Below are 20,576 nucleotides of genomic sequence, written 5' to 3' on the forward strand. Positions count from 1 at the left end.
CCGGGCGGCGTCCTTCTCGCGCCCGCCATAGAAGGAGAAAAGGGGCGGAAGACGACAGACGAGGCAGCGTCGGGCCGCTCACTCACCCGCGTCGAGCGCATCCAGGGCCGCCACATCCTCGGGCGACAGCTCGAAGTCGACGTCGGCGTTCTCGACGATCCGGTTGGGGGTGGTCGACTTGGGGAGCGGCAGGATGTCCTTCTGCAGCAGGTAGCGGATGCTCACCTGCGCGACCGACTTGCCGTACGTGTCGGCGATCCTGCGGATGTCCTCGTTCTCGAGCAGGCGGCCGGTGGCGAGCGGCGAGTAGCCCTCGACGAGGATGCCGCGCTCCGTGCAGTAGGCAGTCGTCTCCGGCTGGGTGTTGCCGACGAACCAGCGGATCTGGTTGGCGTGGGGCTCCACATCCGTCGCGTCGATCAGGGACTCGAGGTCGGCCACCTCGAAGTTGCTGACGCCGATCGCGCGGGTGCGGTCCGCCTCGTAGAGCTCCTCGAAGACCTTCCAGACCTCGATGTTGCCGGCCCGGTGGTCGCTGCCGATGTGGTTCCAGGGCCACGGGGCGTGGATGAGGTACAGGTCGATGGGCCCGAGGTCGAGCAGCTCGGTCGAGCGCTCGAACGCGTGACGGGCGCCGTCGGCGTCCTTCACCTCCGCCGGGCACTTGGTCGTGATGAAGATCTCCTCGCGCGGGATGCCGCTGTCGCGCACCGCGCGGCCCACGCTCGCCTCGTTGCCGTAGGCGCGGGCCGTGTCGATGTGGCGGTAGCCCGCGTCGAGCGCGGTGCGCACCGAGTCGTAGGTCTGCGGGCCGTCCGGGATCTGCCACGTTCCGAACCCGATCTTCGGGATGGTGACGCCGTTCGAGAGCGTGAAGGTGTCGGTGAGCACGGGCATGAGGGCTCCTATCGAAGGGATGCGGTGCCGCACATCGTAGCCCCGCACCGCCCTCAGATCACCGGCTCCGGACGTCCGTTCCGCAGGTGCTCGTAGACGACGGAGGTGCGGACGTCCGCGATCTCGCGACGCTGGGTGAGCCGGTCGATGACGAAGGCGTAGAGGCTCTCGTTGTCGGCCACGGCGACGTGGATGATGAAGTCCTCGTTGCCGCTGGTGACGAACACCCCGAGCGTCTCGGGAAGCGACGCGACCCAGTCGCGGAAGCCTTCGATGACCGGACGCGACGGCGGCCGGATGCGCACGGCGATGAGCGCCTGCACGGGCCGGCCGATGGCGGCCAGGTCGACGTCGAGCAGGGCCCCGCGGATGATGCCGCGCCGGCGGAGCGCCCGCGTGCGCTCCAGGGCGGTGCTCGGCGAAACGCCGACGGCGGCGGCGATGTCGCGGTTGCTGCGCCGCGCATCCGACTGGAGTTCTGCCAGGATCGCCCGATCAAGTTCGTCCATGACGCCGAGAGTACCCCGATTGCCGAACTTCATTCGGATTCTCAGCGAGCACAGCGCCGCATATGTAGATTCGTGCTTCGCTGACCGAACGAAAGGACCCCCGCATGACGAGCACGATCGGATTCGAGCCCCACGAGGTGGACACCGCGGCCCCGACCCGGGCGGCGCGTCTGAAGTGGGTGGTCGTGGTCGACGAGGCCCTCCCTGCCGGGATCGCCGCGAACGCCGCCATCTGCACGGCCGCCGCGACCGCCGTCCACGTCGACGGCCTCCTCGGGGCCGAGGCCGTGGATGCGGACGGGCACGTCCATCCCGGCCTGCCCTGGGCGGGATGCTCTGTGCTACGGGCGACGGGCGACCAGCTCGCGGCGATCCGCGCCAAGGCGGGCGCGGCCGACGACGTCTTCGTCGCCGATATGCCCGCCGCAGCGCAGCTGACCCGGGTGTACGACGAGTACCTCGAGACGGTCGCCGGTTCCCCGGCCGACGCGCTCCGCCTCTATGCCGTGAGCGTCGTGGGCCCCCGCAACCGGGTGGACCGGATCGTGGGGAGGCTCGCGCTGCTTTGATCGCACGGCCCACCAGGCTGTCGCGATGTCGGCGGCCGGGGCTAGCGTCGGGGCATGGAACTCGTACTGGTCCCCGGATTCTGGCTCGGCGCGGACGCGTGGCGGGAGGTGGCGCCCGTCATCGAACAGGCCGGGCATCACGCCCATCCCCTCACGCTGCCGGGGCTGGAGTCGCGCGAGTCCGACCGCAGCGCGATCGGCGTCCGGGAGCACGTCGACGCGATCGTGCGCAGCATCGACGAGGTGGGCGACCCGTCGGCGCGCGACGTCGTCCTCGTCGGGCACTCCGGGGGCGGCCCTCTCGCGTACGCGGCCACCGACGCGAGGCCGGAGCGGATCGCGCGCGTCGTCTACGTCGACTCGTGGCCGCTCGGCCCGGACGGGGTCGTCGCCGGCGACCTCGTTGGCGTCGACGGCGAGGTGGAGCTGCCCGAGTGGGACGACTTCGAGGATGCGGACCTCATCGACCTCACGGACGAGCAGCGGGAGGCGTTCCGCAGCGTCGCCGTGCCCGAGCCGGCCGCGGTGACCCGCGGGCCGATCCCGCTGAGCGACGACCCGCGGCGGCGCGCCGTCCCGGCGACCGTCGTCGCCTGCGAGTTCACTCCCGCCGACCTGCAGTCCTGGGTCGACGGCGGCTCACCGGTCGTGGTGGAGGTCGGAAAGCTCGAACGGTTGGATGTGGTGGAGTTGCCGACCGGGCACTGGCCGATGTTCACTCGGCCCTCCGAACTGGGAGCGCTGCTGGCGGAGCTCGCCGACCGCTGACGCCGCCTTCAGTGCTTCTGGTGCCGCCTCAGTGCTGCAGGGCGCTCTTGAGCAGGATCACGACGACGCCGAATGCGCCCGTCACGACCGCCCCGAGCAGGCAGATCGGCACCGGCCGGCCGCGCACGGCGAACACGGAGTAGCCGAGCAGCGCGAGCATCAGCACGGCCAACCAGAGAGCGAGTGCCACGCCGAAGTCCGGCGGGAGGACGCCCAGCGCCGCGAGCACCAGGGGGATGCTCGGAACGACCGCCGCCTCCAGCATCCCGCCGGACTCGCGCAGCGCGTGGCGGACCGAGTCGCGCACCCGGGTCCCGCCCGTGGTCTCTCCCTGGAAACCGAGAGCCGTGGAGTACACGTGCGCGAGCCAGAAGACGACGATGCTCACAACGCTGAAGACGAGCAACCGCACGGCCGACGCCTGGTCATCGTCTTGACCCGACGCCGCCGCCACGACGCTGGCGTAGACGATGGTCCCGTAGATCGCGGCGGGCGACCCCCAGTGGCGCCACAGCCCGCGGTGGAGAGGGGCGTTGCGCCCGCCCGGCGCCTCCTCCGGCCCGTCGAGACCCATCACAGCCGATCCGGGTGCGCACCGGTGCGACGGGCGAGAGCCGCATCCAGGTCGATGGCGGCCCGGATCAGCGCGAGGTGTGTGAACGCCTGCGGGAAATTGCCCAGCTGCAGACCCGTCGGGTCGATCTCCTCTGCGAACAGCCCGACGTGGTTGCCGTAGGTGAGCATCTTCTCGAACGCGTACTGCGCTTCATCCAGGCGATCGGCGTCGGTCAAGGCCATCACATAGAAGAAGGAGCAGAGCGAGAAGGTGCCCTCCTCCCCCGGCAGGCCGTCCGGGGAGGCGGCCGGGTTGTAGCGGTACACGAGACTGTCGGTCACGAGCTCCTCGCCGATCGCATCCAGCGTCGACAACCACATCGGGTCCTTCGGCGAGATCATCCCCACCTGCGGCATGAGGAGGGTGATCGCATCCACCACCTCGGTGCCCGGGTACTGGGTGAAGGCCTTGCGCTCCGGATTCCAGCACTGGGTGAAGACCTGCTCGTAGATGGCGTCCCGTGCAGCGGTCCAGCGCTCCAGCGGCGCGGGCAGACCGCGATCGCGGGCGATCCGCAACCCGCGGTCGAAGGCGACCCAGCACATGATCCGGCCGTAGGTGAAGTCCTTCCGGCCGCCGCGGGTCTCCCAGACGCCCTCGTCCGGTTGATCCCAGTTGTCGACGAGCCAGTCGAGGATGCCGCGCAGCTTCACCCAGCCGGGGTTGCCGATCGGACGGAACCGCTCGCCGATCGCCAGCGCCTCCAGCGCCTCCCCGTAGATGTCGAGCTGCAACTGATCGGCCGCGCCGTTCCCGACGTTCACCGGGCGCGAGTCCGCGTAGCCCTCGAAATGGTCGAGCACCAGCTCTTCCAGGTCGGACGAGCCGTCGATCCGGTACATGATCTTGAGCGGTCCCGACGACTCGCCGGCCTGCTCCACCACACGGTCGCCCGCCCAGATCATGAACGCGATGGCCTCCTCCGTATAGCCGAGGGCGAGCAGCGAGAACACGGAGAAGGACGCGTCGCGGATCCACGTGTAGCGGTAGTCCCAGTTCCGGACGCCGCCGAGCTGCTCGGGCAGGGCGGCCGTCGGTGCCGCGACCAGCGCCCCGGTCGGCGCGTACTGCAGCAGTTTCAGCACCATCGCCGAGCGCTCCACCGACTCCCGCCAGCGTCCCGTGTAGGTGCTGCGGGAGAGCCAGTCGCGCCAGAACGCGACGGTATCGCGGAACAAGCGGTTGCCCCGCGCGCGGCCCAGCTCGCGCGGGTCTCCGGTGGGCTGCGTCTCGAATGCGAAGAGGCGCAGTGCTCCGGCGGCCAGTGTGAAGGTGGTGTCGACATCGGCGCCGTCGAGCGCGTCGGCGTCCACACCGTGCAGGGCCGCCGTGTCGTCGCCCGCCTCGAAGCGGACCCCGTGCTTCAGGGCCGTCGCGGTGTGCTCGCGCCTCCCGTAGTCGAAGCGGGGACGGCACTGCAGCCGGAAGGTCAGTTCTCCCCGCACCACGCGGATCGCGCGGACGATGATCCGGCTCGGCGTCGCCACCGTCGGCTCGTCCGCGACGGGCATGAAGTCGATGACCTCGCCGACGCCGTCCTCGGACATGAACCGGGTGATCAGCACCGCCGTCTGGGGGAAGTACATCTGCCGGACGCGCATCCGCTCCCCCAGCGCGTGGATGCGGAAGAAGCCGCCCTTCTGCGGGTCGAGAAGCGACGCGAACACCGATGGGGAGTCGAAGCGCGGCGCGCAGAACCAGTCGATCGTGCCGTCGGTCGACACCAGCGCGACCGACTGGAGGTCGCCGATCATGCCGTGGTCGTCGATGTCCGGGAAGCCGCCGCTTCCGTGAGGTTCCGGCTCCATGGTCACCCTTTCCGACGCTGTCGGTGCCGCTGCTCGCGCATGCTAACGCCGCGAAGACGGCCTCGGGTAGGGGGCACCGTCCGCCGCCGCACGGAACGATCGGCGCCTCGACACCGGCGGCCGAACTCCCCTCTAGCCGAGTACCGGCTCGCCGATGCATCATGCCGCCGACAGATCAACATCGGCCGGCGCCGGCACCATCGACCCTTCAGCGAATACGGGCTCGGCGCCACGGCCGGCCGGCTCCGGGGGGCGGAGCCGGCCGGTTGTCGGGAGGGCCCGCCAGGGCGCACGGGAGGGTCGGGATGACGAGCACAGGGCAGCACGAAACGACGAGGCTGACGGCGCGGGCCGCCGCACTCGACCTCGAAGGCGCGGCCATCGTGGTCGCCGCGATCGCCCTCGTGGCGGGAGCACTGGTGGCGCTCCCGTTCTTCTGGGGACGGACGCTCGCGATCGCCGGTCCTGCCTCGGTGTCGCAGTTCGCAGCGATCGCGGCAGGCGTGGCGGGCGCGGTCTCCTATGCGGTCGGCCGGCTGTGGCACCGCGCCGCACTGACCCCGTTCGGCGGCCGGCCCGACCGGGCGGCCGACGCCTCCCCGGCGGGGCGCACGATCGGCGGCGCGGCCGTGTTCGACACGATCGTGATCGCCATAGCGCACGGCATCATCGCCCTGCTCGGCTGGCTGGTGCTCGGCGCGGTGCTCGCAGAGGGCTTCGCCGACGCGACCGTCTATTTCGTCTCCGCGACGGTCCTCGCCGGAGCGGCGGTCGGCGTGACGGCGTATGCGGTGTTCCTCTCGGCGACCCGCATGAACCTCATGCGGCTGTCGACGGTGCTCGCCGTCTTCGCCATCGTCGGCATCCTGGCCGCGACCCTGAGCGCGCCCGATCCGCACTGGTGGATGTTCCACCTCAGCGCTCTCGGGATGACGAACAGCATCTCGTCGCTGACCTTCAACCTCACCCTGATCGTCGCCGGGCTGATGATGGCGGCGATCGCCCGCTACGCCACCGATCTCGGCGCCGTCGGCAGAGGAGCGAGCGGCGGCGCGGGCACGGCACCCCGCTCGGCGGTCCTGCGCGTGCGCGTGTGCCTCATCCTCATCGGCGTGCTGCTCGCCGGCGTCGGGCTGTTCCCGCTCGACGTCTCGCAGGTGCTGCACAACGCGTCGGCGGTCGGGATGCTGCTCGCGTTCAGCTTCCTCGTCTTCTGGGTCCGGCGCGCCCTGCCGGAGGCACCGCGGGCATTCCTGGTGTTCAGCTACGCGTCGTTCGGGGTGATCGTGCTGGCCGCACTCTTCTTCGTGACCGGCTACTACGTGCTCACGGCGACCGAGCTCATCGCGGGCGTGATCGTGTTCGCGTGGCTCACCGTCTACTTGCGCGTGAGCGGCGCGGCCGAGCGCGCGTGAGGAACGGGCCGCCCGACGTCGGTTGCCGCGGGTAGCGTTCCGGTGATGGAGATCGCCGTGCTGGACCGCGCCGAGGCGCGGCGGATCGCCGTCCGGGCACAGCGGTTGGATGCGGCGCCGAACGAGGGGCTGGTCCCCCTGGTCGAGCACCTGACGTTCCTGCAGCTCGACCCGACCGCCGCCATCGCGCCGAGCGCCGACCTCATCGCGTACACCCGGCTCGGGCCGTCGTACCGGCCGGAGCACCTGCAGGAGGCGGTCGAGCGCGACCGCACGCTCTACGAGCTGAAGGCGCAGGACGACCCGGTGCAGCCGCCGTTCGCGATGGTGCGTCCCGTCTCCGACCTGACGCTCACCCTGGACGCCATGGCCCGCGGTCCCGTCCACGCCGGCTGGCGTGCCTGGCTGGAGGCGAATCCGCGCTTCCGGCAGGACGTGCTCGACCGGCTGCGGGATGCCGGCCCGCTGCTGTCGAAGGACATCGCCGACACGGCCGAGGTGCCCTGGCAGTCGAGCGGCTGGACGCATGCGAAGAACGTCACACTGCTGCTCGAGCTGCTGCAGGGCCGTGGCGAGGTGGCCGTCGCAGGCCGGATCGGGCGGCAGCGCACCTGGGATCTCGCCGAGCGCGTCTACCCGTCCGGCATCGAGGTCGTCCCCGAGGAGCAGGCGGCCCCGCTGCGCGACGCGAAGCGGCTGCGTGCGCTCGGCATCGCTCGCCCGCAACTCGTCGGCGGCGCCGGTGTCCCGGTCCGGGTGGAGGGCAGCGGCCGGGAGTGGCGGCTCGATCCGGATGCCCTCGACCAGCCGTTCACGGGCCGCACCGCGCTGCTCTCACCGTTCGACCGGCTCATCCACGACCGCGTCCGGACGCAGGAGCTGTTCGGCTTCGAGTATCTGCTGGAGATGTACAAGCCCGCCGCCAAGCGCCGCTGGGGCTACTTCGCCCTGCCGATCCTGCACGACGACCGGTTGGTCGGGAAGCTGGATGCGGCCGCCGACCGCAAGGCAGGGGTGCTGCGGGTGGACGCGGTCCACGAAGACGAGCCGTTCGACGCGCAGACGTGCGACGACGTGGATGCTGCGATCGGCGACCTCGCGACGTGGCTGGGGCTCACCGTCGAGCGACGATGAGCCCGCGGCCGCGCGAGCGAGCTATGCGGCCTCTTTCCCGTGCGGGTCGGAGGCGTTGAGGACCTGGACCACCTGGTCGTAGTCGCCGCGCGCCTCGCCGTAGCGGAGGAACTTCACCCGCTCGACCTGCAGCTCCTTCGCGTCCGGGTGCGACTCGATCAGCTGCATCACCTCGGCGACGAACTCGTCGAGCGGCATGGCGAACTCGCTCTCCTCCTGCCCGGGCAACAGCCCTGTCCGCACCGCCGGGGGCACCAGTTCGAGGATCTTCACCGACGTGTCGGCGAGTTGGAGGCGGATGCTCTCGCTGAGCATGTGGATGGCCGCCTTGCTGGCGTTGTAGCTGGGCGTGGCCTTCAACGGCGTGAAGGCGAGGCCGGAGGAGACCGTGACGATCGTGGCGTCCGCCTGGGTCTGCAGGTGCTCGACGAAGGCGGCGATCAGGCGGATGGGACCGAGCACGTTGGTGGCGACGATGGCCTCCGCCGAGTCGAGGAACCCCGCGGGCGTGTGCCAGTCCTCGACCCGCATGATGCCCGCCATCGCGACGAGGACGTTGAGGTCGGGGTGCGCGGCGAGCACGTCGGCGGCGGCCGAGCGGATGCTCGCGGCGTCCGCGGTGTCGATGCGCACGGTGTCGATGCCGGGGTGCTCGGCGGCGATCCGCTCGAGCAGTTCGGTGCGTCGTCCGCCGACGATGACCGTGTTGCCGCGCTCGTGGAGGGCGAGGGCGAGGGCGAGTCCGATGCCGCTGGTGGCACCGGGGATGAAGACGGTGTTCCCTGTGATGTTCATGTCTCCACGATGCGTGACGTCGGGAGGCGGAGGAAGTGGAGCGGTCATCCAGGGATCGGCGGTCCCTGGATGACCGGCTCGATCGCATCCATCATGGAGGGATGGACCGTGCCGCTCTCGCCGACTTCCTTCGCCGCCACCGCGAGTCCCTGCACCCGGATGATGTCGGGCTCCCTGCCGGTGCCCGCCGCCGCGCGCCCGGGCTGCGCCGCGAGGAGGTCGCGCTCCTCGCCGCGATGTCGACGGACTACTACACGCGCCTGGAGCAGCGACGCGGCCCCCAGCCGAGCGACCAGATGCTGTCGTCGCTGGCCAGGGCCCTCCGGCTGACCGCCGACGAACGCGACTACCTGTACCGCGTCGCGGGGCACAACACCCCGGACCGCTTCTCGGGCGCAGGCCACGTCTCCCCCGCCCTCCTCCGCGTGCTCGACCGGCTCGAGGACACCCCGGCGCTGGTCCTCTCGAACCTCGGCGAGACGCTCATCCAGAACCGGTTGGCCGTCGCGCTCTTCGGCGACCGCTCGGGGTTCAGCGGGCTGGCGCGCAGCGAGTTCTACCGCTGGTTCACGGACCCCGAGGCGGCGCGGGCGCAGTATCCGGAGGATGACCGCGCTCGGCAGAGCCGGGCCCAGGTGGCCTCGCTGCGCGACGCGTACGGCGCGCTCGGGCCGCGCTCGCGCGCCGGGGAGCTGGTGCGTGCCCTGCTCGCGGAGAGCCCGGAATTCGCCGAGCTGTGGGAGCGGCACGAGGTCGCGCGGCGCTTCGAGGACCACAAGACTCTCATCCATCCGGAACTCGGCGCCATCGAACTGGACTGCCAGGCGCTGTTCACTGAGGATCAGTCGCAGTGCCTGCTGGTGCTGACTGCGCCGCCCCGCACCGAGGCGGCCGAGAAGCTCGCTCTGCTCTCGGTGCTGGGCACGCAGTCCTTCGCGGGCACCGCGACGACGGAGGCACCGGCGCCCTAGCCCCCGGGAGTAGCCTGACCGCCATGGACACGGGCCGATGGATGCGCGACAATCCGGTCATCGAGTGGCTGCTCGGCGGCGACCCGGCGATCCGCTGGCAGGCCCTGCGCGACCTGGTCGGCGCGCCGGCCGATGAGGTCGCCGCGGAACGGGGGCGCGTGGAGCGCGAGGGCTGGGGAGCTCGCCTGCTCGCCCTCCAGGACCCCGACGGCACCTGGGGCGGGACGGTGTGGAAGCCGCAGGAGCGGGATGCCACGGACACGGTCGTCCTGCTGCTCGCCGAGCTGGGCGCCGACGGGCAGCGCACCCGCGACGCCGTCGGCCGGGCCGCGACGGGAGTCGACTGGGGCGAGGAGTGGGGCCGCAGCCCGCTCTTCGCGGGCGAGTCCGAGCCGTGCATCAACGGCCGCGTGCTGACGGCGGCCGCCGCGTACGACCAGGTCACCGACGTGCTCGTCGCCAAACTGCTCGACGGCCAGCAGACCGACGGCGGCTGGAACTGCTACGCCGAGACACGGGATGCGCCGGGCTCCTTCCACAGCACGATCTGCGTCGTGGAGGGGCTCGCGGCGGTCCGCGACGCGACCGGGCGCTCCGACGTCGGGGAACCGCTGCGGCGCGGGCAGGAGTACCTCCTGGAGCGCGGACTCCTGCGCCGCAAGTCGACGGGCGAGCTGATCAACGAGGGCTGGCTGTCGTTCTCGTTCCCGACCTACTGGCGCTACGACGTGCTGCGCGGCCTCGAGCACCTCCGCGCGTCGGGACTCCCGTACGACGACCGCGTCGCAGAGGCGGTCGAGGTCGTGCGCCGGCAGCAGCTCCCGGACGGCCGCTGGACGCTCAGCTCGCCCCTCCCGGGCCGGCCGGCCGTGGAGTTCGAGACGGTCGGGGAGCCCAGCCGGTGGAACACTCTGCGGGCCCTGCGTGTGCTCGACTGGGCGGGCGTACAGTCCACTGCATGACCGCTCGCACCCTGCTCCTGATCCGTCACGGCGAGAGCACGGCGAACGTCGCGGCGGCCGCGGCGGAGGCCGCCGGCGCCGACGTGATCGCCGTCGAGGCCAGAGACGCCGATGTCACGCTGTCCCCTCTCGGCGAGCTGCAGGCCGGCGCACTCGGCGCCCGGCTGCGCGACGCCCTCCCCAGGGATGCCGTCGTGTTCAGCTCGCCCTATCGCCGGGCCATCCAGACCGCGCAGTTCGCACTCGGGGAGCACGTACCCCTGCTCGTCGACGAACGGCTGCGCGACCGCGAGCTCGGCATCCTGGACCGTCTTACCGCGCTCGGCGTGGAGCGACGGGTCCCGCTGGAGGCGGAGCGGCGGCGCTGGTCGGGCAAGTTCTACTACCGTCCGCCGGGCGGTGAGGCGTGGACGGATGTCGCCCTGCGCATCCGCTCCTTCCTGCGGGATGTGCCGGACGCCGGGACGGTCGTCGTCTTCGCCCACGACGCGGTGGTGAGCCTGTTCCTGTACGTTCTGCTGCGCATGACCGAGGACGAGCTGGCCGAGCACCTTCTGACGCATCCGGTCGCCAACGCGTCCGTGACCGAGCTGACCTTCGACGGCACGGGATGGACGCTGCAGGCCTTCGCCGACGACGAGCACCTGACGGCCGCGGGGCTCCCCGCGACGCAGCATCCCGGTGAGGCGCGGGCCGATGCGTGACCGGCGCGAGCAGGCCCCAGAGTCCCAGACGGTGACCCCCGAGCTGCTCCGCGGGTGGCCGTTGCCGGAGCCATCGGGGTCGAAGCGCTCCCGTGGTGAGGTGGTGGTCGTCGGCGGCGCGCTGCGCTCCCCCGGTGCGGCCCTGCTCGCCGGCCGGGCGGCGCTCCGGGTCGGGGCGGGACGCCTGACGCTGGCCGTGGGCGCGTCCGTGGCCGCCCAGGTGGCCGTGGCGCTGCCCGAGTGCGGCGTCGTCCCGCTGCCCGAGACCTCCTCCGGGAGCGTGCGCGGCGCGGGCATCCGCGAGGCCGCGTCCGACCTGGCCGGGGCGGATGCGGTCCTTCTCGGCCCTGGGCTCGACGACGCGGATGAGACGGCACGGATGCTGGCCCGTACGGCCCGCGCCGTCGGGCGCGACACCGTCCTCGTCCTCGACGCGTACGCCCTCGGGGCGCTGGCCGGGCATCCGCGCCTCGCCGGCACCGGCGCACGCATCCTGACACCGAACACCGAGGAGGCCGCGCGGCTGCTCGACCGCGACGCGGACGACCTGGACGCCGACACGGTCGAGCTGGCGCGTCGCTACGGCGCCACGGTCTCGTGCTTCGGACGGATCGCGTCGCCGGACGGCCGCCTGTTCAGCGTCGGCAGCGGCGATCCGGGTCTGGGCACCTCCGGGAGTGGGGATGCGCTGGCCGGCGCGATCGCGGGCCTCGCCGCGCGCGGCGCCGACCCGCTGCAGGCCGCGATCTGGGGCACGCACCTGCACGCCGCAGCAGGGGACTCGCTGACCGCCGAGGTCGGTCGCCTCGGCTTCCTCGCCTCGGAGATCGTCGACCGTCTGACGGCCGAGCTCGACGCCCTTTCCTGACTCGGGCCACGGCCCCGAAAACATGTCTAGACGCGCTGCTGCGCGCGGCGTTACTCTCAGCGCACATCCAGGCTCGCCGAGCTGGAGTGGAGAGGGGAAACTCACATGGACTGGAGCAACTTCTGGAGCGTCATCTGGCTCTTCTTCTGGAGCTTCGCCTTCGTGGCGTACCTGTTCGCGCTGTTCGCGATCATCAGCGACCTGTTCCGTGACCACAAGCTGAACGGCTGGTGGAAGGCGCTGTGGATCATCTTCCTGATCTTCGTCCCGTTCCTGACGGCCCTGGTGTACCTGATCGCCCGGGGCCCGGGAATGGCGGAACGCAGCCAGAAGGAGGCGCGGCAGTACCAGACGGCCACCGACGACTACATCCGTCACGTCGCGGCCTCGAGCCCGGCCGACGAGATCAGCAAGGCCAAGGCGCTGCTCGACAGCGGAGCGATCACACCCGACGAGTTCGCCCACCTGAAGGCGCGCGCCCTCGCCGGCCACACCGCGCCCGCAGCCGCGGCCTCCAACGCGGCGCCGACGGCACCCGCGGCCCCGGCCGGACCGGCGACACCGCCGCCGGCAGCTCCCACGGTGTGAACCGGCGGGTCCGACGACCGTGACGGGCCCGACTCCGATGGTGCCGCCGCCGGCGACGGCGGCGGCACCCCGGAGCGCTCGCATGCGGCCCCTGGGGGGTCTGACGGCCCGCAACGCGCTCCGCGAGTCCGTCGCGGGTGTGACGCTGCTCGCCATCGCGGTCCCTCTCAACATCGGGTACGCGCAGATCGCCGGACTCCCGGCCACGGCCGGGCTGTACGCGCTGGTGCTGCCCGCGGTGCTGTACGCACTGACGGTGTCCTCGCGGCAGCTCGTCGCCTCCCCCGATGCGGCCGCAGCGGCGCTCGTCGCGGCGTCGCTCGGGGGCCTGGCGGTCGCCGGGCACCGCGATTATGTGACGCTCGCGCTCGCGCAGGCGATCATCGTCGGCGGGCTCTTCCTGCTGGCGTCGTTCTTCCGGCTGGGCTTCCTGGCCGACTTCCTCTCCAAGCCCATCCTGGTCGGATTCGTCGGAGGGCTGGCGCTGGACATCCTGGTCTCCCAGCTGGCGAAGATGCTCGGTGTGCGCATCGACTCCGGCGGCGAGTTCATCGACAAGCTCGTGGGGCTGGGCAGCGGGATCGGAACCACCAACGTCTGGGCGGTGGTCATCTCGATCGGTTCCCTCGCCGTCCTCCTGGGGGGTCGCCGCCTCGCGCCCGCCGTCCCCTGGGCTCTCGTGGTGCTCGTCGTCGCCACCCTGGTCGTGGTGCTGGCCGGCGTCGACCGCCTCGGCGTCTCCGTGCTGGGGCACGTGGATGCCGGACCGCCGACGCTCACCTGGCCGGTCATCGAGTGGACGCAGTGGCTGCAGCTGGTGCCGTCGGCCATCGCCCTAACGGTGGTGACCATGGGCGAGGGCCTGCTCGTCTCCCGCTCGTACGGCGAGCGCCGCGGCTACCGCACCAGCCCGAACCGCGACCTGTTCGCGTTCGGTGTGGCCAACCTGGGGGCGGGTGTGAGCGGCGGCTTCACGGTCGGTTCCTCCACGTCGCGTACCGCCGCCATGGACCAGGCGGGATCCCGCACGCAGCTCCCGTCGCTGATCGCGGCGGCCGGCACGCTCCTGCTGCTCATCTTCGGAACGAGCCTGCTGGAGGACATCCCCTCCGCAGCGATCGGTGCGATCGTGGCCGTCGCCGTGTTCCCGCTGCTGGGCATCCCGGAGTTCGTCGCCCTCTGGCGGCAGGATCGCTTCGAGTTCACGGTGGGTGCCGTCTGCTTCCTCGGCTCGCTGCTCATCGGCCCCATCGCGGGCATCGTCATCGCCTTCGTCCTCGCCGTCGTCAACGTCGTGCGCCGGGCCGCGAGCCCGGCCATCGACATTCTCGCCTCCGACGGCGACCCGCATGCTTCGCTCCTGGACACGGCCCCGAGCGGCGAGCAGACGGCGCCGGGGGTGGTGGTCATCCGGATGGCCGCGCCGCTGTTCTTCGCCAACAGCGGCGCCTTCGAGGGGGCCCTCCGCCGCGCGGTGGAGGCGTCGCATCCCGCGCACGTCGTCCTCGATCTCGAGGCCGTGACGGATGTGGATGTGACAGGAGCCGACTCCTGGAGAAGCGTCCAGTCGTACCTCGCCGGGCAGAGCGTCGACCTGTCGATCTGCCGGGTCCGTCCCGGCATCCGCGACCGGCTCGACCATCTCGGACTGCTCGACGGAGTCCGGTCCTTCGACACCAACCGGGCCGCGATCGCGGCCCTCAGCAGGGACGGAGCCCGCTCATGAGCGAGGATGCCAGCACACCGGCGCAGCCACCCGAAGCGAGCCGCGGCCGGTCGTGGCCCTTCCGCGGGCGACGGCAGCGCGCCGCGGCGCCCAGCGCGCCGGTCGACCCGGACGCCGAACTCGCGAACGCCGGCGGGATGGGCCGCGGCGTGCGCATCCTGCTCGGGCTCGCCTCCGCCGTGGTCATCTCGTTCGGCATCGCGGCGATCGGCGGCATCCTCGCCCCGACCCTGCTGGCCCTGGTGCTCACCATCTGCGCGCAGCCCGTGCGGGTCTGGCTGGAGCGCCACGGTACGCCGCAGGGTCTGGCGACCGGAGCCGTCGGTCTGACCGTGTTCGCCCTGCTCGCCGGGTTCATCGCCGTGCTGTGGATCGCGCTGGCGCAGTTCGTGGGGATGCTGCCGCAGTACAAGCCGCAGCTGCAGGAGCTCGGCAACCAGCTGACCGCCTGGCTGAAGAGCATCGGCCTGGGGCCCCAGCAGGTGCAGGAGATCCAGTCCGGCTTCGACCCCGGCAAGGCGCTCTCGTTCGTCACCGGCCTCCTCGGGAACGCGTTCGGGCTCATCGCGCTGTTGGTGATCGTGCTGACGATGCTCATCCTGATGCCGGCGGACGCGGCCTACACGCCAACGCTGCTCCGGCAGCTGAAGCCCACCCGGCCGAACCTGGTCTACGCCGTCAGCGGCTACGCCGTCTCGGTCCGGCGCTACATGGTGGTCACGACCCTGCTCGGCATCGCCCAGGGCGTCATCAACGGCGTCGCCCTGCTTCTGCTCGGGGTTCCGGCCGCGCTGCTCTGGGCGATCCTGTCCTTCCTGTGCAGCTTCATCCCGAACGTCGGCTATTTCATCGCCCTCGTGCCCCCGCTCGTCTTCGGCTATCTCACCGGCGGCTGGGGAACCGTGGTCGGGGTCATCATCGTCTACGGCGTCATCAACGCCATCATCCAGTCCGTCGTTCAGCCGAAGGTGGTCGGCAGCGCGGTCGCGCTCAGCCAGACGCTGACGTTCTTCTCCGTGCTGTTCTGGGCGGTCGTCCTGGGCCCGATCGGCGCCATCCTCGCGGTGCCGCTGACCCTGCTCGTGCGCGCCGTCCTCGTCGACTCCGATCCACGGGCGCGGTTGTGGCGCCCGATCATCGGCGACCTCGCGCAGACCAAGGCGCAGATGAAGGCGGAGTCGGATGCGCGGCGCGAGGAGCGCCACCAGATCAAGGCGCAGGACGGCCGTCATGGGTAGCGCCATCGGCGACGTCCTGCCGCTCGCGGTCGGGATCGCGATCAGCCCGATCCCGATCATCGCCGCGATCCTCATGCTGCTGTCGCCGAAGGCCAGGGGCACGAGCGTCGGCTTCCTGATCGGCTGGGTCCTCGGCATCGTGGTCGCCGTGGTCGTCTTCACGCTGCTGTCGGCGCTGATCCCGAAGAGCGACCCGGACGCCTCCCGCCCGATCGCCGGGATCATCCAGATCATCCTGGGACTCCTGCTGCTGTTCCTGGCGTTCCGGCAGTGGCAGTCGCGCCCGCACGACGACGCCGAGCCTGCCCTCCCGTCGTGGATGGGCGCCATCGACTCGATGACCGCCGGGCGCGGTCTCGGCCTGGGCTTCCTCCTCGCCGCCGTGAACCCGAAGAACCTGCTGCTCGCCGCGGGCGCCGGGCTGGCGATCGGGGCGGCGGGCCTCAGCGCCGGCTCCGCCACCGTCGTGATCGTCGTCTTCACCGTGATCGCAGCGCTCTCGGTGGCGATCCCCGTGATCGCCTACCTGGTGGCCGCCGAGCGGATGCGCGCACCGCTCCAGTCGCTGCGCGGCTGGCTCGTCCGCAACAACGCCACGGTCATGGCGGTCCTGCTGCTGGTGCTCGGTGTCGTGCTCGTGGGCAAGGGCATCGGCAGCTTCTAGCCGGCACGCTCCTCCACGCTCAGGTCGCCGCCTCCCTCCACCGTGAGGCGGCGGCCGATGCGCACCAGCTGCGGCTCGTCGGTGAACGCCCCGGCGAACAGCGCTTCGCCCTTGCGGAAGGAGGGCGACTGCTCCAGCAGCTGGTGGGGCACGAAGCCGAAGACATCGGCGAGCTCCGCGAGGTCGCGCGGCGAGTTCATCCGCATGAGGCCGAGGTTGTCGCACTGCGAGAGCACGTTCGGGTGGATCTTGGTGGGGCGCTGCGTCGACAGGAACAGCCACAGACCGAACTTGCGGCCCTCGGCGGCGATCTGGATGAGCTGCTCCGTCAGCTGCGCCTCCACATCCGAGCGCGGCACGGGCGGGCAGAAGTTGTGCGCCTCGTCGATGACGATGAGGATGGGCCGCCGCTCCATCCGCCGCCGCCACAGGTCTTCGAGGACACCGAGCGCCGCGGCCTGCGGCTCCGCCAGATGCGTGAAGCCGCCCACGTCGAGCACCGTCGCCCGCGGGCGCTCCGCGATGACCGCGGCCGCCGAGCTTCCGCCGAACGCCCAGAGCGGCCAGTCGAGCACCTGCAGGTTCTCGATCCGCAGGCCCAGGTGCTTCCGCGCGGGGTCGTCGGAACCCACCAGCGATTGCAGGAACGACGCAGGGAAGGTCGCCCGATCGTAGTGCTCCAGCGACGTATCGAGGTGCAGCAGCGCGTTGTACTCCTCCTCGTCGGCGATCGGATCGAGCCGGGCGACCGCGGCCTTCGCCCGCACGCTCAGGTCGACGAACCGGATGTGCAGCTGGGGTTCCTCCGGGGTGCTGGAATGCTGCACCCGGATGTCCAGCTCGCCCCAGCGCCCGGCCTCCGAACGGCTGACGCCCTCGCGCGTGCGGCGCAGTTCCACGAAGTCCGCGTTGGGGTCGATCACCGCGACAGGAAGGGCCGTCTCCAGCAGCAGCTGTTCCAGCACGACGCCCAGGGCGTACGTCTTCCCCGATCCGCTCTGGCCGCACCAGAAGGTGTGGCGATTGAAGCGGGAGCCGTCGATCACCGCCGGACGCTCGGGCGACTCCACCGTTGTTCCGACCGTCAGCGGGATCATGGACCCTCCTCCTCCGGGGTGCGTGTGCCGCCGATGCTAGCGTGCGCGTCCGCACCGCGGGCACCCCCGCATTCTGCATACCGCAGCGGACGGCGGCGCTCTACGATGAGGGCGTCAGCGCCGGATGCGCGCCCGGACCGGGCGGCACGACGCTCCGGTAGGAGGTGCGGCATGAGTCTGGACGTTGCCGAAGCGGGAGAACGGGCCGAGAGCCCGCTCACGGCGGAGGAGCTGTATGAGGCCGGACGCGCAGCGCGCGAGTCGCTGCCGCGCTCCGCGCACGCCGAGTTCACTCCGCCGCCGGGGCGCGATCCGATCGGCATCCTCCGCGCGCAGCACGAGGACCGGCTGCAGTACCTCGTCGATCTGCGGATCGAGCGGATGAGCGCCGACGCGTTCGCCTTCTACCGCGGCACCGCGGCCATCCAGGCGGCGGACCTCGCGGCGGCCCCGACGACCGGCGCCGAGGTGGTGATCTGCGGGGACGCGCACCTCAGCAACTTCGGCATCTACCGGTCGCCCGAGAACGCGATGGTGTTCGACATCAACGACTTCGACGAGGCGACCGTCGGTCCGTGGGAGTGGGACCTCAAGCGCCTGCTGGCCAGTGTCGTGCTGGCCGGACGTTCGCTGAACATCCCCCCTGACCGCCTGCGCGAGATCACCGAGACGGCGGCCGATGCGTATCGCAGCCGGCTGGGGATGGCGCTCGCCACGCCCCTGGTGGAGCGGTACTTCACCCCGACCTCGGTCCGTTCGGGCCGCCAGGTGCTCAGCCCGGAGACCCTGCGCCTCATCCGCCAGGTGATCAAGGCGTCCCGGAAACGGACGACGGAGAACGTCGCCCGCCGCACGCTGCAGACGGAACCGGACGGCACCCTGCGTTTCGTCGAGCGGCCGCCCATCCAGACCCGGGCGGAGCCCGAGGTGCAGGCGCTCGCCCAGGACGCGTACGACCGGTACCGCCACACCCTCTCGCCGAACACCGCGCTGCTCGCCTCGCAACTCCGGCTGGACGACGTCGCGCGCCGGGTGGTCGGCGTCGGAAGCGTCGGGACGCGCTGCTTCGTGATCGCGCTGCGCGGGCCCACCGGTGAGGCGGTCATCCTGCAGCTGAAGGAGGCGAACGCCTCGGTGGTCGAGCGCTTCGGGGGCGTCGAGCCCCTGCCCGGCTACCTCGATCTGAGCCTGCTTCCGGATGAGCAGGGCTACCGCGTCGTCGCCTGCCAGCGCATCCTCCAGGCCGTCTCCGACCCGTTCCTCGGCTTCCTCCGGGTGGAGGGTTTCGCCTTCTACATGCGGCTGTTCCGCAACCGCAACGCGTCGTTCGACATCCCCTCGATGAGCCAGATCCAGTTCCACGACTACGCCCAGGCGTGCGCCGTGGTGCTCGCGCGAGCGCACGCGCGCTCGCCGAAGGCGCCGTTCCTCGCCGGCTACATCGGCTCGAGAGGGTCGTTCGTCCGCGCGGTCGCGCACTGGGCCGAGCTGTACGCCGACCAGGCAGAGCTCGACTATGCGAACTTCGTGGAGGCCGCAGCCGGGGGCGCCTTCGCGGTCAGCTGAGCGCGCGCTGTCCGTCCGGGAGGAGGAAGTCGCGCACCGTCTCCTCCACCGCCGGGGTGTCGAGGTGCAGCCCGTGACGGGCATCCAGCTCGACCATGACGGCGTCCGGGATGCGGTCGGTGAGCAGCCGCGCGTGCGCTACCGGGGTGAGCGCGTCGTGCGTGCCGTGCACTACGAGCGTGCGTGCGCGGATCCGCCCGAGTGCATCTGTGCCGTCGTGGTCGCGGCTCGCGGCGAAGTGGCCGCGCAGCGCCGGCCGCGTGGCGACACGGGTGAAGAAGCGGTCGACGTCGCCGGGATGCGCGGCAGCCCATCCATCGTCGAAGAAGAGGGGCAGCATCCGGTCGCGGTCGCCGCTCAGCAGGTCCGCGACCACGGCCGGATCGCGACGCTCGGCGGTGCGGTCGCCCGCCGTCGTGGCGATCAGCGCGAGACGTCGCACGCGCTCGGGATGGTCGGCCGCCAGCCACTGCGCGACGCGTCCGCCCATCGAGTGACCGACGACGTGCGCTGCCGCAACACCGGCGGCGTCGAGCACCGCCACGGCATCGTCGGCGAAGGCGCGCGTGGAGTACGCCGCCGGGTCGCCGAGCCCGCTCTCCCCGATCCCGCGGTGGTCGTACACGATGACGCGGAAGTCGCGCGCGAGCGCGTCCGCGAACGGGCCCCAGCCGTGCATCCCGGTCGCCTGCCCGGCGATCAGCAGCACCGGCACGCCGACTCCGTGCTCCTCGTACGCGATGCGGGTGCCGTCGTCGGCGGTCGCGAAGGTGGTCACGCGACCGCTCCGGCAGCGCGTCCGGCAGCCGCTCGCTCGCGCACCGCGCGGGCGCTCCAGCGGCCGTCGGCCTTCTCGACCCGGATGCGGTGCTCGAACGCGCGGGTCACCGTCTCCGTGGTGATCGTGCCGTCGATCTCCCCCGTCGCGACGGTGCGTCCGTGCGCGATGAGGAGCGCGTGCGTCGTCGTCTCCGGGAGCTCCTCCAGGTGGTGGGTGACGAGCACCGACGCGAGCTCGGGCGCGGTGTGCGAGAGCCCGTCGATCGTCTCCAGCAGCTGCTCACGCGCCGCGACATCCAGTCCCGTCGTCGGCTCGTCCAGCAGCAGCAGGCGCGGGTCCGAGATGAGCGCACGAGCGATCAGCGTGCGCCCGCGCTCCCCCTGGGACAGCGTGGGCCAGCGGGCGTCGCGCCGCTCGTCCAGCCCCACCGAGTGGAGGAGCTCCCGGGCACGGCCGGCCTCCGCCGCGGTCGCGTCCCACCGCATGGGGAGTTCGAGCGTCCCGGTGATGCCGGTGAGCACGACCTCCGTCGCCGCGAGCGGCGACCGCACCGGGTGGCGCGGGTTGACGTGGCCGATGTGGCGGCGCAGCTCCTGCAGCTCCACCCGTCCGAGCCGCCGGCCGAGCACATCCACCGTGCCGGAGGTGGGGAAGGTGAGCGCGCCGCAGAACCCGAGCAGTGTCGACTTGCCCGCTCCGTTGGGCCCGAGCAGCGCCCAGTGCTCCCCCGCACGCACGGTGAGGTCGATCCCGTCGAGGATCTGAGTCCCGCTGCGCCGGAAGGTGACGTCGCGGAGTTCGAGGACGGCGCCGGACGGGACGGACGGATCGGTCGAGGTCACCGATTCACCCTAGCCGGGCGGAGGCCGTGACTTCGCTGAGCGTACTGGTCACCCGGGC

21 protein-coding genes are annotated in these 20,576 nt (G+C 71.6%); 13 read left to right on the plus strand and 8 right to left on the minus strand.

Translation table 11 applies throughout. The annotated features are described in order from the left end of the window. Nucleotides 1-78: 78 nt before the first annotated feature. Both QRN40_RS01215 and QRN40_RS01220 read right to left on the minus strand, forming a co-directional pair. The gene (locus QRN40_RS01215) at nt 79-897 is read right to left on the minus strand and encodes an aldo/keto reductase (RefSeq protein WP_285113664.1); all 819 of its coding nucleotides are present in this window, start codon (nt 895-897) and stop codon (nt 79-81) included. Nucleotides 898-950: 53 nt separating this feature from the next. After that, nucleotides 951-1,406 carry an Lrp/AsnC family transcriptional regulator gene (locus QRN40_RS01220; RefSeq protein ID WP_285113665.1) on the minus strand — a complete coding sequence of 152 codons (456 nt, stop codon included), beginning with the start codon at nt 1,404-1,406 and terminating at the stop codon, nt 951-953. A gap of 104 nt (nt 1,407-1,510) precedes the next feature. Here QRN40_RS01220 and QRN40_RS01225 point away from each other — a divergent pair, with 104 nt between their 5' ends. Further along, nucleotides 1,511-1,975, plus strand: coding sequence for a DUF2000 domain-containing protein (locus QRN40_RS01225; RefSeq protein WP_285113666.1), 465 nt, complete (start codon nt 1,511-1,513; stop codon nt 1,973-1,975). 54 nt (nt 1,976-2,029) lie between these two features. After that, nucleotides 2,030-2,743 (plus strand): alpha/beta fold hydrolase, encoded by a 714-nt coding sequence (locus tag QRN40_RS01230; protein ID WP_285113667.1) that lies wholly within the window; start codon nt 2,030-2,032, stop codon nt 2,741-2,743. Nucleotides 2,744-2,771: 28 nt separating this feature from the next. Here the strand turns inward: QRN40_RS01230 and QRN40_RS01235 are convergent, their stop codons facing one another. Together QRN40_RS01235 and QRN40_RS01240 are read right to left on the minus strand one after the other, a co-directional pair. After that, the gene (locus QRN40_RS01235; protein WP_285117415.1) at nt 2,772-3,317 is read right to left on the minus strand and encodes a hypothetical protein; all 546 of its coding nucleotides are present in this window, start codon (nt 3,315-3,317) and stop codon (nt 2,772-2,774) included. Further along, nucleotides 3,317-5,167, minus strand: a complete 1,851-nt coding sequence (locus QRN40_RS01240; protein WP_285113668.1) for a glycoside hydrolase family 15 protein — start codon at nt 5,165-5,167, stop codon at nt 3,317-3,319. The genes QRN40_RS01235 and QRN40_RS01240 overlap by 1 nt, the downstream gene beginning before the upstream one ends. Before the next feature lie 305 nt (nt 5,168-5,472). Here QRN40_RS01240 and QRN40_RS01245 point away from each other — a divergent pair, with 305 nt between their 5' ends. Together QRN40_RS01245 and QRN40_RS01250 are read left to right on the plus strand one after the other, a co-directional pair. After that, on the plus strand, nt 5,473-6,582 hold the full coding sequence (locus tag QRN40_RS01245) for a DUF998 domain-containing protein (protein WP_285113669.1): 1,110 nt from the start codon (nt 5,473-5,475) through the stop codon (nt 6,580-6,582). 45 nt (nt 6,583-6,627) lie between these two features. Continuing rightward, nucleotides 6,628-7,716, plus strand: coding sequence for a DNA glycosylase AlkZ-like family protein (locus tag QRN40_RS01250; protein WP_285113670.1), 1,089 nt, complete (start codon nt 6,628-6,630; stop codon nt 7,714-7,716). Between the two features lie 21 nt (nt 7,717-7,737). Here QRN40_RS01250 and QRN40_RS01255 read toward each other — a convergent pair whose 3' ends face one another. After that, nucleotides 7,738-8,511 carry an SDR family oxidoreductase gene (locus tag QRN40_RS01255; RefSeq protein ID WP_285113671.1) on the minus strand — a complete coding sequence of 258 codons (774 nt, stop codon included), beginning with the start codon at nt 8,509-8,511 and terminating at the stop codon, nt 7,738-7,740. Between the two features lie 101 nt (nt 8,512-8,612). Between QRN40_RS01255 and QRN40_RS01260 the strand changes: the two genes are divergently transcribed. The 8 genes from QRN40_RS01260 (at nt 8,613) to QRN40_RS01295 (ending at nt 16,232) form a co-directional block, all read left to right on the plus strand. Continuing rightward, on the plus strand, nt 8,613-9,482 hold the full coding sequence (locus QRN40_RS01260; RefSeq protein WP_285113672.1) for a helix-turn-helix transcriptional regulator: 870 nt from the start codon (nt 8,613-8,615) through the stop codon (nt 9,480-9,482). Between the two features lie 23 nt (nt 9,483-9,505). After that, a complete protein-coding gene (locus tag QRN40_RS01265) occupies nt 9,506-10,444 on the plus strand; it encodes a prenyltransferase/squalene oxidase repeat-containing protein (protein WP_285113673.1) in 939 nt (312 codons plus the stop codon). After that, the gene (locus tag QRN40_RS01270; protein ID WP_285113674.1) at nt 10,441-11,148 is read left to right on the plus strand and encodes a histidine phosphatase family protein; all 708 of its coding nucleotides are present in this window, start codon (nt 10,441-10,443) and stop codon (nt 11,146-11,148) included. Before QRN40_RS01265 ends, QRN40_RS01270 begins: the two co-directional genes overlap by 4 nt. Continuing rightward, nucleotides 11,141-12,016 (plus strand): NAD(P)H-hydrate dehydratase, encoded by an 876-nt coding sequence (locus QRN40_RS01275; protein ID WP_285113675.1) that lies wholly within the window; start codon nt 11,141-11,143, stop codon nt 12,014-12,016. The genes QRN40_RS01270 and QRN40_RS01275 overlap by 8 nt, the downstream gene beginning before the upstream one ends. Nucleotides 12,017-12,121: 105 nt before the next feature. Beyond that, nucleotides 12,122-12,604 (plus strand): SHOCT domain-containing protein, encoded by a 483-nt coding sequence (locus tag QRN40_RS01280; RefSeq protein ID WP_350224749.1) that lies wholly within the window; start codon nt 12,122-12,124, stop codon nt 12,602-12,604. Between the two features lie 82 nt (nt 12,605-12,686). Next, nucleotides 12,687-14,330 (plus strand): SulP family inorganic anion transporter, encoded by a 1,644-nt coding sequence (locus tag QRN40_RS01285; RefSeq protein WP_285113676.1) that lies wholly within the window; start codon nt 12,687-12,689, stop codon nt 14,328-14,330. Beyond that, nucleotides 14,327-15,568, plus strand: a complete 1,242-nt coding sequence (locus QRN40_RS01290) for an AI-2E family transporter (protein ID WP_285113677.1) — start codon at nt 14,327-14,329, stop codon at nt 15,566-15,568. The genes QRN40_RS01285 and QRN40_RS01290 overlap by 4 nt, the downstream gene beginning before the upstream one ends. After that, complete coding sequence (locus tag QRN40_RS01295) at nt 15,561-16,232, plus strand: GAP family protein (RefSeq protein WP_285113678.1); 672 nt, start codon at nt 15,561-15,563, stop codon at nt 16,230-16,232. Before QRN40_RS01290 ends, QRN40_RS01295 begins: the two co-directional genes overlap by 8 nt. Here the strand turns inward: QRN40_RS01295 and QRN40_RS01300 are convergent. After that, nucleotides 16,229-17,329 carry an ATP-binding protein gene (locus QRN40_RS01300; RefSeq protein ID WP_285113679.1) on the minus strand — a complete coding sequence of 367 codons (1,101 nt, stop codon included), beginning with the start codon at nt 17,327-17,329 and terminating at the stop codon, nt 16,229-16,231. The genes QRN40_RS01295 and QRN40_RS01300 overlap by 4 nt on opposite strands. Before the next feature lie 171 nt (nt 17,330-17,500). On the opposite strand from QRN40_RS01300, the gene QRN40_RS01305 reads away from it, so the two are divergent. Continuing rightward, a complete protein-coding gene (locus QRN40_RS01305; RefSeq protein WP_285113680.1) occupies nt 17,501-18,895 on the plus strand; it encodes a DUF2252 domain-containing protein in 1,395 nt (464 codons plus the stop codon). Here the strand turns inward: QRN40_RS01305 and QRN40_RS01310 are convergent. After that, on the minus strand, nt 18,888-19,673 hold the full coding sequence (locus QRN40_RS01310) for an alpha/beta fold hydrolase (RefSeq protein ID WP_285113681.1): 786 nt from the start codon (nt 19,671-19,673) through the stop codon (nt 18,888-18,890). The two genes, QRN40_RS01305 and QRN40_RS01310, sit on opposite strands and share 8 nt — an antisense overlap. After that, nucleotides 19,670-20,518 (minus strand): ABC transporter ATP-binding protein, encoded by an 849-nt coding sequence (locus QRN40_RS01315; protein ID WP_285113682.1) that lies wholly within the window; start codon nt 20,516-20,518, stop codon nt 19,670-19,672. Before QRN40_RS01315 ends, QRN40_RS01310 begins: the two co-directional genes overlap by 4 nt. Nucleotides 20,519-20,576: the final 58 nt, after the last annotated feature.

The sequence above is a fragment of the Leifsonia sp. fls2-241-R2A-40a genome (assembly GCF_030209575.1).
In the GTDB taxonomy this organism is placed as follows: domain Bacteria; phylum Actinomycetota; class Actinomycetes; order Actinomycetales; family Microbacteriaceae; genus Leifsonia.

Excerpts from the sequence above, each read along its gene's own strand:
- QRN40_RS01225 (WP_285113666.1), top strand. The coding sequence starts at position 1,511 with ATGACGAGCACGATCGGATTCGAGCCCCACGAGGTGGACACCGCGGCC.
- QRN40_RS01215 (WP_285113664.1), bottom strand. The coding sequence starts at position 897 with ATGCCCGTGCTCACCGACACCTTCACGCTCTCGAACGGCGTCACCATC.
- QRN40_RS01290 (WP_285113677.1), top strand. The coding sequence starts at position 14,327 with ATGAGCGAGGATGCCAGCACACCGGCGCAGCCACCCGAAGCGAGCCGC.
- QRN40_RS01265 (WP_285113673.1), top strand. The coding sequence starts at position 9,506 with ATGGACACGGGCCGATGGATGCGCGACAATCCGGTCATCGAGTGGCTG.
- QRN40_RS01305 (WP_285113680.1), top strand. The coding sequence starts at position 17,501 with ATGAGTCTGGACGTTGCCGAAGCGGGAGAACGGGCCGAGAGCCCGCTC.
- QRN40_RS01300 (WP_285113679.1), bottom strand. The coding sequence starts at position 17,329 with ATGATCCCGCTGACGGTCGGAACAACGGTGGAGTCGCCCGAGCGTCCG.
- QRN40_RS01255 (WP_285113671.1), bottom strand. The coding sequence starts at position 8,511 with ATGAACATCACAGGGAACACCGTCTTCATCCCCGGTGCCACCAGCGGC.
- QRN40_RS01240 (WP_285113668.1), bottom strand. The coding sequence starts at position 5,167 with ATGGAGCCGGAACCTCACGGAAGCGGCGGCTTCCCGGACATCGACGAC.
- QRN40_RS01295 (WP_285113678.1), top strand. The coding sequence starts at position 15,561 with ATGGGTAGCGCCATCGGCGACGTCCTGCCGCTCGCGGTCGGGATCGCG.
- QRN40_RS01235 (WP_285117415.1), bottom strand. The coding sequence starts at position 3,317 with ATGGGTCTCGACGGGCCGGAGGAGGCGCCGGGCGGGCGCAACGCCCCT.
- QRN40_RS01280 (WP_350224749.1), top strand. The coding sequence starts at position 12,122 with ATGGACTGGAGCAACTTCTGGAGCGTCATCTGGCTCTTCTTCTGGAGC.
- QRN40_RS01270 (WP_285113674.1), top strand. The coding sequence starts at position 10,441 with ATGACCGCTCGCACCCTGCTCCTGATCCGTCACGGCGAGAGCACGGCG.
- QRN40_RS01260 (WP_285113672.1), top strand. The coding sequence starts at position 8,613 with ATGGACCGTGCCGCTCTCGCCGACTTCCTTCGCCGCCACCGCGAGTCC.
- QRN40_RS01275 (WP_285113675.1), top strand. The coding sequence starts at position 11,141 with ATGCGTGACCGGCGCGAGCAGGCCCCAGAGTCCCAGACGGTGACCCCC.
- QRN40_RS01250 (WP_285113670.1), top strand. The coding sequence starts at position 6,628 with ATGGAGATCGCCGTGCTGGACCGCGCCGAGGCGCGGCGGATCGCCGTC.
- QRN40_RS01230 (WP_285113667.1), top strand. The coding sequence starts at position 2,030 with ATGGAACTCGTACTGGTCCCCGGATTCTGGCTCGGCGCGGACGCGTGG.
- QRN40_RS01245 (WP_285113669.1), top strand. The coding sequence starts at position 5,473 with ATGACGAGCACAGGGCAGCACGAAACGACGAGGCTGACGGCGCGGGCC.
- QRN40_RS01220 (WP_285113665.1), bottom strand. The coding sequence starts at position 1,406 with ATGGACGAACTTGATCGGGCGATCCTGGCAGAACTCCAGTCGGATGCG.
- QRN40_RS01285 (WP_285113676.1), top strand. The coding sequence starts at position 12,687 with ATGCGGCCCCTGGGGGGTCTGACGGCCCGCAACGCGCTCCGCGAGTCC.